The sequence below is a fragment of the Halorussus ruber genome, assembly GCF_004765785.1.
GTDB classification, from domain to species: domain Archaea; phylum Halobacteriota; class Halobacteria; order Halobacteriales; family Haladaptataceae; genus Halorussus; species Halorussus ruber.
In genome coordinates this window covers 384,325-396,897 of sequence record NZ_SBIT01000002.1, presented here as the reverse complement: position 1 = coordinate 396,897, position 12,573 = coordinate 384,325, and the positions used below count along the sequence as shown (strand labels likewise).

Sequence of the window (12,573 nt, the reverse complement as noted above, 5' to 3'; positions counted from 1 at the left end):
GACGAAGTTATCGGTACGCGAGTCCTTTAACAACGAGGGCGCATGGAGGGTAGTTCCCTCTGTGTCTACTCGGGAAGACGATGGTTTCCAACGTTACTCTCGGCCCCCTTGGTATGGGGGTTCTGGCTGGCGCAGAGATGATAAGAACGGGCCTTCTCAGTGGTACCCTTCCGGTCGCTACTGCAGGCGTGATTATCTGCGGGTCGAGTCTGATACTCGGCTACGCAGTAGCGCGGCCCCGCCAAAATAAGCCGAACCCTGACAAAGGTGAGAACCGAATTAGGTAAAACGGCACCGCCTTCATAGGCGGCTAATCTCGCTCCAAGAACTTACAACTCTTTTGAGTGCTTTTCTCCGCAGTAATACCTCTAGCAGGTATAGAAATCGGGAAGATGATGATTTCCAACGTCATCGCGGCCGTTGGTAAGGCGACCGCCACTGGCCGGTCAGCCGATAGTGAAGCGGCTGAGATCAATTACGCCAGTGAATTGACGTTGATCATGGACTCGGTGGTAGTGGCATACCTAGTCCATCTTATCTTACTCTCTTTTAGACCCTAAAGGTTACGATGGTCGGAAAAAAGAGGGTTTTAAACACTCTTAACGTCTCTATAGCCGGTTTTTGATTTCTTCACAGGTGTTGCACAAAGTCCACCCTTCGAACTATTAGAAATTCCATAAGAAATCCATTGGTTGGTTCCCTTTTTCTACAGCTTTCCATGTATTAGTGGGGAATATGGTCTTTTCTGGATAAATATTCTCGTTTCATTAATGAGGGAAATATGGGGTTTAAATCGGGGGTGGAAATTAAACTAGTAGCGGGTAGTCCAATTTTACCCCAGTCGCTCGATGACCGCCGAGCCTTCCAGATACGGGAAGCCGTGGCGCTCGGCGTAGGCCTTGGCGTCGTCGGGCGAGAGCGCCTCGCCGGTCTCGTCGTCCAGCATCTCGCAGACGACGACCGCAGGCTCGCGGCCAGCGGCCTCAGCCAGCGCGATGCCGAGTTCGGTGTGGCCCTCGCGGTCGCCGAGCAGGTCCGGCGCGGCCCGGAGGACGTGGACGTGGCCCGGCGCGCGGAACTCGTCGGCGAAGTCTACCTCGTCCGGGTTCTCGGCCGCGCTGGCGAGTTCGGTAATCGTCTTCGCGCGGTCCTCGTCGGTGATGCCGGTGTAGGTGTCCCGGTGGTTGACCGGGAGCGAGAACGACGAGCGCTCGTCGTAGCCGAGGTCGTGGGCCGCGCTGGCGGGGTGGTCGAGCGCGTCCTCCAAGAACGGCAGGCCGAACTCGTCGGCCACCTCGTCGGCGAGCGCGACGCAGATCAGCCCTCCGGCGTCGTTGCGCAGGCGCGAGACGGCCTCCGGCGTGACCGCTCCGGCGGGGTAGATGAGGTCGGTCTCGCCCTCGCGGTCGGCGGCGTCGTGGACGAGGACCGGCGACCCCTCGCGGAAGGCCTCGATTGCGGCCTCGACGCTTCCGGCGGCCTGACTCATGCGTTCTCCTCGACGTGGACCGTCACGTGGTCGCCGTCCTCCAGTTCCAACTCCTCGCGGAGTTTCTCCGGCGCGATGACCTCCAACTGGTCCTCGTCGTGGTGGGTGCGCTCCGGCGCGATGGTGTGGGCCTGCTCGTAGACTTCGCCGTCCTGCGTTTCTACGACTGCGGGGTAGCAGACCGCGGGGCCATAGGTCCGGTCCTCGTCTTCCCACCCGTCGATGGGGACGGGGTCCAGCGCCTCCATCGCCGAGCGAGCGCGGATGCTCTCGTCGGTCAACTCGACGTTGAGCGTGCCGAGGAACGGCTCGTAGCCCAGTCGCTCCTCGAACTGCTCCATGTATCCCGGCAGGGAGATGTAGTGGCGGCCCTCGCCCATCCCGCTGGTGACGGTGCCGGTCAGGTCCACCCCGGCGGGCGTCTCGAAGATGCGACGGTAGTCCTCGTACTCCCGTTTCAGGGACCACTCGCCGTCCTCCGTAATCGAGACCCACTGGCCGTCGCTGACCATGTCGCGCTCTACGAGTCCGGCGTCGTCGAGGCGCTGGAGTCGCCGGGAGGCGGTCTGGTTGGAGGCGTCGAGGCGCTCGGCGAGGCCCGAGCAGGAGACTTTGACCTCGCCGTCTAACCCGCCGTCGAGCGCGAGGAGTTTGAGCGCGGCGAGTTCGTCGTAGCCGACCGCGCGCGGCCGTGTCGCTGACATAGTTGACACTCCGGCCGCTCGCGGTTTAAGCATAACGGATGCGGTACGGTTCTCAGAAGTGGAACGGGGTGGTGTGGCGGCGCACGGCAGTCGGTCAGGAATCGAAATGGGGATTCCCGGCACCTATTCCTTTCGTTCGACTCGCGGCCACAGACCTATCCCCGACGCCCGCGACTCCTCGGGCATGGAGAAAGTGAACCTCGACGCCGGTTTCGATTCGTTCGACGAGCAATGGTCGCCGCGTCTCGCGGCCGAACTCAACGGACAGGCCGTAAAGCTCGCCAAACTCGAAGGCGAGTTCGTCTGGCACCACCACGACGACGCCGACGAACTCTTTCTGGTCAGAAAGGGCCGACTCCGCATCGAGTTCCGAGACGAGGAGACCGACGAGAATGTGGCACCGAGCGCAGACGCGGCACCGAGTGAGGAGGTGACGCTGGACGAGGGCGAGATGCTGGTCGTCCCCGCGGGCGTCGAACACCGCCCGGTCGCCGACGAGGGCGAGGCCGAAGTCCTGCTGTTCGAGCCGACAGAGACGAAGAACACGGGGAACGTCGAGAGCGAGGAGACCGAGAAGTTGGAGCGACTCTGAGAATCAATAGGTGGCAGTCTATTACTCCTCCCAATCAGGGTGACGACTAGGGGTAGGTACGATGTCCACCGAGCCGCGGAGTTCTGATTCTTCGACCCACGGTTGACAGCGGTCGTGCAACTCGAAGAGTCGGAACTCGTTGAGGTGGACCCAACTGTAGGATACTGTGTCATCTTCCTCGCGCTCGTCTACTGCGTCGATGAGTGCTTCTTCCGAGACCTCAATTCCGCTCTCTTGCGCTTCCGCCGCCAACGATTCAAGTTTATCCGTTTTCTCGTCGTCGCTCAGGTCGTCGTTACAGTAGATAGCCATCGCAGCACCGACGACATCTGCTTTCCCGTCGAAATTCTTCCCAGTCATCCAGCAGTAATCGCGTGGCAGGACGTATGATTTGTCGAAGTACGGAGTTTCACTAATTTTCCCCAATTCTGTGATCTCTCCGCCGCCGTCCTGCTCGTACACCCCAACGAGGTAATCTGCGTACGCCGCCAAGAGATGAAACCGAACTCTGAACTCAGGAAGTCGGTCGAGTCCGATTTCTTGGAGGTCGCCCATGACGAAAGCGTAGGCACTGAGTCGCTTATTCAGTTCGTTTTCGACAGTTCTGAGTCGGCGGATGTAGGGGTCCCGATAGCTCCCGAGGACGTAGTACGTGGTTTCGGGTGTCTGTAATTGGCTGAGTTCGCTGTCGGCAAAATTCAAAACTTTAGCGACTTCGTCGAAATCCAATTCGAGACCATGTAGAGCTTCATCGACTACAGCTTTAATCTCGTCCGCATCAGGTGGAACTGACGACTCAGGCATTAGTTTATTATCCCACTTTCGTCATTTATGGTTTTCCAATCGATTTGGGTTTTCTCTATTAGACCGAATCGGTTGACCCAAAGTATTATTCCTTGTCTTCTCAAAGTACGTGTATGAACGATTCCGTTACGGACTCTGGGCCGTTCGAGGAGCAACGGCACATCTTTAAACTTCTCTCGCAGGAAACTCGCCACCTCATTATCCAATTCATTCTGGGCCATCCAGAGCATCTCATGTCCCTTGACGAACTTGCTTACGCAATCCCGAAAAGCAAGGCGGCAATTAACGATCAAGTTGACACACTCGTAGAGGCCGGAATTCTATCTCTCTACACCTACGAAGATAGTGAAAATAAACGAGATTTACCATCGAAATTCTACGGACCGACGGAACGAGGAATAGATATCCTCTACGAGTACAAATATCTTCGCGGTGTGCCGGTGGCTCGCGCACTCTACGACAACGCTCGAAAATCAGAGAAAATAGAGCGTCATGAAAACGCCCCACGACCTGAACTCCCGGAGAAAGTGAGAAAGGCGTTTTCGTCGGACGAACAGACGACTGAATCCCAACTGGATTCGTTCATCCGTGATAGGAACGAACGACTACCGACTATTGACGAACAAGTAGAACTAGCGAACTCGTTCGCCGAGGAAGGTATTGGTCCAGAACACGATGGCCTCTCAGAACGTGACGTGCAGAAGAAACTAACTACCGACTCGGAGTATACTGTTCGGAACTTGCTGATGCATTTGGTGGAGGTCGGTCTTGTTGAGGAAATTCAGCCTTCTGGCCCCGAAATGCTCCTCGTCAGTGAGCGAATAAACGAGGTTATCAATGGGCGAGTTGAGGAAGAGGTCGAACGCAATCTGGAAGAACTCATCAACCACATGGACGGCCAACTTCGTGTTAGTAGCACGGAAGACCTTCAATCCGGTTCACCTCCTGCTGCAGCAGATGGGGCTGGCGAAACCATTCGAAGTCTCCTCGCAAAGGAGTTCGACGTGCTTCCCGAAGATGTCGAATCTCATCTTCGAGCCGGGGATAAGCTTACTAAATTGAACGCCGCAGTCGAAGCTATCGAGAACAGCGAATGGACTACGAAAGGCGACGAATACGGGAAAATAAACTACGTTCGCCCTCCCAATAGATACCGCCTGACCGAAAAAGCAGTCGAACTCGCCGAAACCTAATCAGTCCCCAGTAACAGGGTCCCGCGCCCAGAACTCGCTGTCCTTGTTCAACTTCGGGACCCACGTGTCGTCGGTCTTCGACAGCAGGGCTACCCGCGATACCGGCACCTCCTTCAGGTACTCGTGTTCGGGCATATGCTCCTGAATCTGCTCGGTGAACGCCACGACCTCCTCGTGGTCGAGCATCGAATCGCGGGCGACTCGGTCGCGGGACTCGCCGACGTGCATGTAGGACTTGAGTTCCACGAAGTCGGGGTCCGCGCGCTGGTAGAACCCGGCGTACCACTCCGGATGGTGGACGTTCTCGCCGCCGACGAGCGTGGTCCGGAGGACCGTCCGGGTCTCGTCCTTCTCCGCCAGCACGTCCATCGTCTCGACCAACTTCTCCCACGCGTCGTCCTCCATCGCCTTCACAACCTCGTCGAAGGTGTGACGCTCGGGAGCGTCCACGCTGACGTAGAGTTGCGTCGGGTCGCACTCCCGAATGACCTCGGGCCGAGTCCCGTTGCTCACGAGGAAGGTGGTGATGTCCCGGTCGTGGAAGGCCTCGATGAGTTCGGGCAGATAGGGGTAGAGCGTCGGTTCCCCGTCGAGGCTGATGGCGACGTGGCGCGGTTCCATCGACTCCTCGAACACCTCGCGGGGCACCTCGTCGTTGCCGCCGAAGCCCGAGAGGAGCTTCTTCTGGAGTTCGATGCTGGCGTCCACGACCGCTTCTGGGTCGTCCCACTCGACGTCGCCCAGTTCGTAGGCGTGACCGGCGTGGTCGCGCCAGCAGAAGACGCACCGCTCGTTGCACTTGACGACCGGCGTCATCTGGATGCATCTGTGGGACTCGATGCCGTAGAAGATATTTTTGTAGCACTTGCCCTCTCCCCGAAGGGCGTTGGCGGTCCAGCCGCAGGTCTGGGCGGCGGTGTGGTTCTCGTGGTGGTAGGCCGGGGAGTCCACCTGTTTGGGGCCGTCCGATTCGCTCATTGTGGGATGGATGTGGTCCAAGGCTAAAACGTTCTTTCTTCTCGGACCTCGTTTGTACCACGCCCTAATCGTCCATCTTCGCCCCAGTCGTCCATCCTCGGTGTCACCCGACTCAGTACTCCTTGACTTCAGCAATAACGTCCTCGGGTTTCTCGGCGTACTCCACGAAGTCGAGAACGATCTACGAGAATAACCGAAACATCCAAAAATAACCTTATATTTAGAAATGAACATCAATAGCTACCACTGATTACGATTCTATTGAGTCAATTGGGCAGGATTTAAAATTGTGGGTGTGAATGGTAACCACGTAATGGCTCCTGAAACATATGGTGTCATCAGTCTGTTACCAGCACTCTTCGCAATCGTGCTGACGCTGGTGAGCAGACAGGTGCTACTATCGTTATTCGCGGGCATCTGGATAGGCGCGACCATCTTGATGGGTTGGAATCCAGTCGTCGGGGCGGCCCACTCCCTTCAGTTGGTCATCGACAATATCACGGGGTCGTTCAACAGCAAACTGCTGTTGTTCACCTTCCTCTCTGGGGCGATGCTGGGGATGATATTCCTCTCGGGCGGGATGAACGCGCTCGCACAGCGCATCATCTCTCGCGTCCGGACGCGCCGACAGGCCGAACTCGGCACGGGCATCCTCGGGATGCTCATCTTCGTGGATTCGTACGCGAGTACGATGATTACCGGGTCGGTGATGCGACCGATTACCGACCAGTTCGACATCAGTCGGGAGAAACTCGCGTACCTGCTGGACTCAACCACGTCGCCGGTCGTCAGCGTGGCGGTGGTCTCGACGTGGGTCGGCTTCGAGGTCGGACTCATCAAAGAGCAGTTCAACGCGCTGGGCATCGACCGGAGCGCGTTCGTGGTGTTCCTCGAAAGCATCCCCTTCCGGTTCTACAGCCTGCTGGCGGTGGTGCTGGTCTTCATCATCATCGCCACGGGGTGGAACTTCGGCCCGATGAAGCGCGCCGAGAAGCGCGCCAAGGAGACGGGCAAGGTTCTGCGGGACGACGCCGACCCCCTGCTGGAGACTCGTGAAGAGGACATCGTCACGCCCGACCACGTCGATTCGCGCTGGTGGTACTTCGCCGCGCCTATCGTCGTCCTCGTGGCGGTCACGGGCCTCGGCCTGCTGACCTCCGGCGGGTGGCCCAGCAAGGCTCCGGTCGAGGCGCTGAAGGGCGCGGCGACCGCCGACGCGATTCTCTGGGGCGTCTTCTCGGCCTGCGGTCTGCTGCTGGCGATTCTGGTCGGCCACGCGCGAGTCGAGTTGGAGGACATCAGCGACTCCATCTTCGAGGGGTTCAAGATGGTCATGTTCCCGGTCGCGGTCCTCTCGCTGGCGTGGACCATCGGGTCGGTCAGCGAGGCGCTGGGCGTCGGTCCCTACGTCGTCTCGGTCGCTGAGGGCATCATCACGCCTGAACTCCTGCCCGCGGTCGTCTTCCTCGCGGCGGCCATCATCTCGTTCAGCATCGGGACCTCGTGGGGGACGATGGGCATCATGTTCCCGGTCGCCGTGCCGCTGGCGTTCAACCTCGGGGCACCCCTACCGGGCGCTATCGGTGCCATCCTCACCGGGTCGCTGTTCGGCGACCACTGCTCGCCCATCAGCGACACGACGGTCCTCTCGTCGATGTTCGCCGGGGCGGACCACGTGGACCACGTGAACACCCAGATTCCCTACGCGGTCCTCTGCGGGACCGTCGCCACGGGGCTGTTCCTCGCCAGCGGCTACGGCGTCTCGCCGCTCGTGCTGCTGGCCGTCGGCGTCCCGGTACTGGGCGGGGCCGCCTACGGTCTCTCCGAACACACCACGGTCACGATGCCGCGGGTTTTCGGGTCGGACGCGGACTGAGCGCTCCGGAGACAATCCCGATAGAGAACTCAAAACATTTCTCTACAATAGCGATCTATTTCTTAGAAAATAAAAACATTTCTCTCGTCGGTAAATCGCCCCGGCGAGCGTCTGCCAAACACTTATCCCACAGCTATATGTCTGTGAAAATATGACCGGAAACGGAAACGAATCCGACGGGACCGGAATCGACGCGGGGCGGCGTCGGTTCCTCAAATACGCCGGAACCGGCGCGATTACCGGGGCGGCCGCGGTCGGCGAGGCGTCCGCCAGCGAGCGCGAGAAGACCCTGCCGCCGGGGGCCGACGGCGACAACAGCATCGCCATCGACAACGGCTCGTACCGCATCGAACTCGGCGAGACCGAGACCGGCACGAGAGACTGGTTCGTCGGCGAGAACCGCACCCTCTACCACGAGTTCTTCGCGCTGCAGGACGGGAGCGGGAGCGTCACGCCCTCGTACAACCCCGACGCGGTCGTTGACTACTTCCCCGAGACGGGCGACCCCGGAACCACCTACTCGGCGACGATGGAGTACTCCGTCGGGGCCACGACGCTCGAAGTCGTCCGAACGGTCAGTCTCGACCCCGAGGAGACCACGTTCACCGTCACCTACGAGGCGACCAACGTCGGCTCCTCGTCGGTCGGGGACCTCCGACTCTACCAGTACTGCGACTACGACGTGGCGCGGTCGCTGACCGACCAAGCCCGCTACCACGCCGACGCCGACATGCCCTACGTTCGGGACACCGGCGACGGGCTGGGCCTCTACACCGGATTCGCCGGGGAGAAATCCCCCGACGGCCACCACCTGAGCGCCTACTACAACCCGCTCACCCGACCCATTTTCGGCTACGACGCGGTGCTTGACTCCTCGCTCAACAACGAGAGCGTCTACCCCGACAGCGGCGGCGACGACGTGGTGGTGGCCGCGCGCTGGTCGCTCGGGTCGCTGGCTCCCGACGAAACCACCAGTTTCTCGGTCCAGTTCGGTGCCGCGGACTCCCGGAAGGCGCTCGCGGACCTCATCGGCAACACGGGCACCACGCAGGGCGTCGAACTCGGCGACCCGACAGTGGACCAGCCCCAACTCCGGCCCCTCGACGACCTCCCGCTGGAGTTCCCGCTCTCCATCTCCGGCATCTCGGACGACGTGACCCTCGAATTCCAGAACCCGGACGACTACGCCAGCCTCCTCCACGACTCGAAGACCGTCAGCCCCGACGCCGAGACCGTCATCAATCGACTCGACATCGCCGGACCCGACCACGACCGGATTCGCGCCGACATCATCGACCCCGAGGGCGCGGGCCGACTTCCGACCGACGGCCCTCTCACCGTCACCGTCACCGCCTACGACAGCTCCAGCACCGAGCTCGACACCTTCGACCTCTCGGTCAACAACCTCGGCGGCCCGAACCACGTCGAGTACCCCGACTTCAGCCGCCAGACGGGGATTCCGACCGGCGGGCGCGACCGGTTCTACCTCGACGGCGACGACTACTACCACAACGACCAGTCGCTGCTGGTCCGGGAGTGGGCGCTCCGCGCGGCGGCCAACGGCGAGGACACCAGTCGCGCCAGCGACCTCCCACTCCCCCGAGACCCCCGAGAAGCCGCGAATCGAGTGTGGCGCTTCGTCAAAATCTCGCTGTCGCCCGACGGCGAACCCGACGAGTTCACCCGCGACATCAACCTCGCGCGCTGGATAGACAAGAAGCTCCTCGGGCCGGACCGGTCGTACCTCCCGCTGTCGGTCTACTCCCGACAGAACGGCCACATCTGCATCGAACACACCTACCTGCTCTCGTCGTTCGCCCGGACCGTCGGCCTGCCGACCCGCGAGATGACGGTCGGCCTCGCCGCGCCCGGCGGTGGCTACGGCTACGACAGTTACACCACATGGTATCAGGAGTCGGCCGCGCAGGTGTTCTACGAGGGCGAGTGGCACTTCTACGACAGCTACATCTTCGGCGAGGGAGCGCGGGACCCCGACCGCTACCTCGACGGCTACACCGGTTACAAGCTCTGGGAGACCAACTACCGCGCCGAGGAGACCACGATGCCCGACGGCACGACGCGCTGGGGCCACGACTTCGGCATCGACTACGAGGGCGACCCCCGAACCCCGAGCCAGTGGGAGTTCAACCGCTCGGTGCGCCAGTCGGGCCTGCTGGTCACGAACTACTCGCCGGTCCGGACCGACGTGACCGACGAGCGGGGCCGGGGCGTCGACGCCACCCTCACCGAGGGACCGGGAACCGAGGTCACCGAGACCGACCCCGACAGCGACATTCCGGGGTCGGTCCGCGTCCCGAAGGGCGCGACCGGGTTCACCGACGCCGCGGACCCCGACAGCACCTACGACCTCCGAGAGGGCCTGTTCGTGCCCGACGACGCCGACTCGGAACTCCTCTCGCTCGACTACGAGGGCACCGACGACGGCGAGTACACCACTGTCCTCGCGCAGGTCCGGAGCGGCGACGACGGCGAGTTGCGGGTCGAGTCCGAGACCGAACTCACGCTGGAGGTCGCCGAGGGCGAGACCCAGAACCTTGAAGTCGAACGCTCATCGGGCGGCGGAGACGACGGAAGCGATTCGGGCGGTTCCGGCGGCTTCGAAATCCGGAAGATACCGGCCTCCATCGACGTGGACCCGGACGCCATCAATCCGGCGGCGAAGGGCGGGACGAAGAGCGAGGGCGGGGGCAAGTGGCTCACCGCCTACGTCGAACTCGGCGACAACAGCCTCGGGGTCGAGGTCGCAGACATTGCACTCGACACGGTGACGATGAACGGTGTCCCGGCGGTCACGGACCGAAAATACGGCTTCGTGAAGAACCCGCCAATCGAGGACCGCGACGGCGACGGCTTCCCCGAACTCGCCGTCAAGTTCCCGCGGGAGGCGGTCGCCGAGACGCTCGACGCTGGTGGCGAGGCGTCGGCGGAACTCGTCGTCTCCGGCGAGGTCGGTGACGTGACCTTCGAGGGGAGCGATTCGGTCCGGGTCGTCGGCGGACGGAGAGGCAAAGGGGGAGACAGGGGCGGAAACGGCGGCGGGAAGTCCGGCGGACAGCGCGATCGGAACGAGTAACACGGTTCAGAAACCCATTTACCCGCCGGTCGAAAACCAACGGGTAACATGTATCTTCAGTTCCGGGACGACGTGGAGGACGCCTTGACCTCCGCACTCGAAGCACTCGACCTCCCGACAGACGACCTCGGCGTTGAGGACCCGCCCGAGGGCGTAGACGCCGTGCTGGCCTCCAGCGCGGCCTTCCGACTCGCGGGCGAGGTCGGCGCGCCGCCGCCGCAGGTCGCCGGGCAAATCGCCGACGAAATCGACGCCGGAGCGTACGAACTCGTCGAGGCGGCCTCGGCCCAAGGCCCTTACGTCAACTTCGTGCCGAGCGACGCCTACTACGAGGAGACCGCCGAGGAGGCCCAGCGCGCCGACTTCGGCCACCTCGAACCGACCGGCGAGGAAGTCGTCGTGGAACACACCTCGGCGAACCCGACCGGTCCGGTCCACGTCGGTCGCGCTCGCAACCCCATCGTCGGCGACGCCGTGGCGCGAGTCCTCTCGTTCGCGGGCCACGACGTCGATACGCACTACTACGTCAACGACGCGGGCCGCCAGATGGCCGTCTTCACGTGGGCCTACGAGACCTTCGACGAGGCGGACCTCGACTCGGAACCCGAGCGCGACAAGGCCGACTACGACCTCGTGCGCTACTACCGCAAGGGCAACGACTTCCTCGAAAACGCCGACCCAGACGAGGTCGAAGAGGCCGAGGACGAGATTCAGGCCATCATGCAGGGCCTCGAAGAGGGCGACGAGGAGACCTACCAGCGCGTCCAAGAGGTCGTGGACACCGTCCTCGGCGGGATGCGCGAGAGCTTAGACCGCCTGCCCGCCGAGTTCGACGAGTTCGTCAAGGAGACGCGCTTCCTCCGCGACGGGTCGGCCGACGACGTCGTAACCCGGCTGAAGGAACTGGACGAGGCCGTCTACGAGGAGGACGCGTGGCAACTCGACTTGGACGAGTACGGCATCGAGAAGAACTTCGTCTTCCTGCGCTCTGACGGCACCACCCTGTACGCGACCCGCGACTTGGCCCACCACGAGTGGAAGTTCGACAACTACGACCGCGCCGTGACCGTCCTCGGCGAGGACCACAAGCTACAGGCCCGCCAGATGAACGCCAGCCTCGACCTGCTGGGCAACGACACCGACCAGCTCAGGCAGGTCATCTACTCCTACGTCAACCTCCCCGAGGGGAAGATGTCCACCCGCGCGGGCACGGGAATCGACTTAGACGACCTGCTGGACGAGGCCATCGACCGCGCCCGCGAGGAGGTCGAGACCCGTCTGGACGACCGCATCCGCGACGACGACCTGACCGACGAGGACGTAGAGCGCATCGCCGAGCAGGTCGGCATCGGCGCGGTCCGCTACGACATCGTCTCCAAACAGCCGACCAAGGCCATCACCTTCGAGTGGGACCGCGCGCTCGACTTCGAGGCCCAGAGCGCGCCCTACGTCCAGTACGTCCACGCCCGCTGTTGCGGGATTCTCGAAGAAGCAGGCATCACCCCCGACGGGTCGAGCGACCTCGCCGGGGACTTCGACGCCTCCCTGCTGGAGACCGAGGCCGAGCGCGAACTGCTGGAGGTCGTCGCGCGCTTCCCCGCCGTCATCGAGGAGGCCGCCGAGGACCTCGAACCCCACGTCGTCGCCACGTACACCCGCGAAATCGCCGAGACGTTCAACACGTTCTACCGCGAGTGCCCCGTCCTCGCCGACGACGTGGACGAGGACCTGCGCGACGCCCGCCTCGCGCTGGTCGCGGCCTCGAAGCACGCCGTGGGTAACGCCCTGCAAGTGCTGGGCGTCGCCGCGCCGCGCTCGATGTAATCGTCTCGGTTTTCAGGCC

Annotated in this window: 9 protein-coding genes; 5 read left to right on the top strand and 4 right to left on the bottom strand. The window is 62.1% G+C overall.

The annotated features are described in order from the left end of the window. Positions 1 to 832: 832 nt before the first annotated feature. On the bottom strand, positions 833 to 1,489 hold the full coding sequence (gene ribB, locus EPL01_RS09135; protein ID WP_135824952.1) for a 3,4-dihydroxy-2-butanone-4-phosphate synthase: 657 nt from the start codon (positions 1,487 to 1,489) through the stop codon (positions 833 to 835). After that, positions 1,486 to 2,193 carry a DUF120 domain-containing protein gene (locus EPL01_RS09130; protein WP_135824951.1) on the bottom strand — a complete coding sequence of 236 codons (708 nt, stop codon included), beginning with the start codon at positions 2,191 to 2,193 and terminating at the stop codon, positions 1,486 to 1,488. The genes ribB and EPL01_RS09130 overlap by 4 nt, the downstream gene beginning before the upstream one ends. Before the next feature lie 184 nt (positions 2,194 to 2,377). Here EPL01_RS09130 and EPL01_RS09125 point away from each other — a divergent pair, with 184 nt between their 5' ends. Continuing rightward, positions 2,378 to 2,785, top strand: coding sequence for a cupin domain-containing protein (locus EPL01_RS09125; RefSeq protein WP_135824950.1), 408 nt, complete (start codon positions 2,378 to 2,380; stop codon positions 2,783 to 2,785). Between the two features lie 21 nt (positions 2,786 to 2,806). Here EPL01_RS09125 and EPL01_RS09120 read toward each other — a convergent pair whose 3' ends face one another. Next, complete coding sequence (locus tag EPL01_RS09120) at positions 2,807 to 3,589, bottom strand: DUF8170 family protein (protein ID WP_135824949.1); 783 nt, start codon at positions 3,587 to 3,589, stop codon at positions 2,807 to 2,809. Between the two features lie 113 nt (positions 3,590 to 3,702). Here EPL01_RS09120 and EPL01_RS09115 point away from each other — a divergent pair, with 113 nt between their 5' ends. Continuing rightward, complete coding sequence (locus tag EPL01_RS09115; RefSeq protein ID WP_135824948.1) at positions 3,703 to 4,782, top strand: helix-turn-helix domain-containing protein; 1,080 nt, start codon at positions 3,703 to 3,705, stop codon at positions 4,780 to 4,782. Here EPL01_RS09115 and twy1 read toward each other — a convergent pair whose 3' ends face one another. After that, positions 4,783 to 5,760 (bottom strand): 4-demethylwyosine synthase TYW1, encoded by a 978-nt coding sequence (gene twy1, locus EPL01_RS09110; RefSeq protein WP_135824947.1) that lies wholly within the window; start codon positions 5,758 to 5,760, stop codon positions 4,783 to 4,785. A gap of 313 nt (positions 5,761 to 6,073) precedes the next feature. On the opposite strand from twy1, the gene EPL01_RS09105 reads away from it, so the two are divergent. From EPL01_RS09105 to argS, 3 genes are all read left to right on the top strand, one after another. Beyond that, a complete protein-coding gene (locus EPL01_RS09105) occupies positions 6,074 to 7,636 on the top strand; it encodes a Na+/H+ antiporter NhaC family protein (RefSeq protein ID WP_135824946.1) in 1,563 nt (520 codons plus the stop codon). Positions 7,637 to 7,787: 151 nt separating this feature from the next. Next, positions 7,788 to 10,730, top strand: coding sequence for a transglutaminase-like domain-containing protein (locus EPL01_RS09100; RefSeq protein WP_135824945.1), 2,943 nt, complete (start codon positions 7,788 to 7,790; stop codon positions 10,728 to 10,730). Between the two features lie 48 nt (positions 10,731 to 10,778). After that, a complete protein-coding gene (gene argS / locus EPL01_RS09095) occupies positions 10,779 to 12,554 on the top strand; it encodes an arginine--tRNA ligase (protein WP_135824944.1) in 1,776 nt (591 codons plus the stop codon). The last annotated feature ends 19 nt before the right edge of the window (positions 12,555 to 12,573 follow it).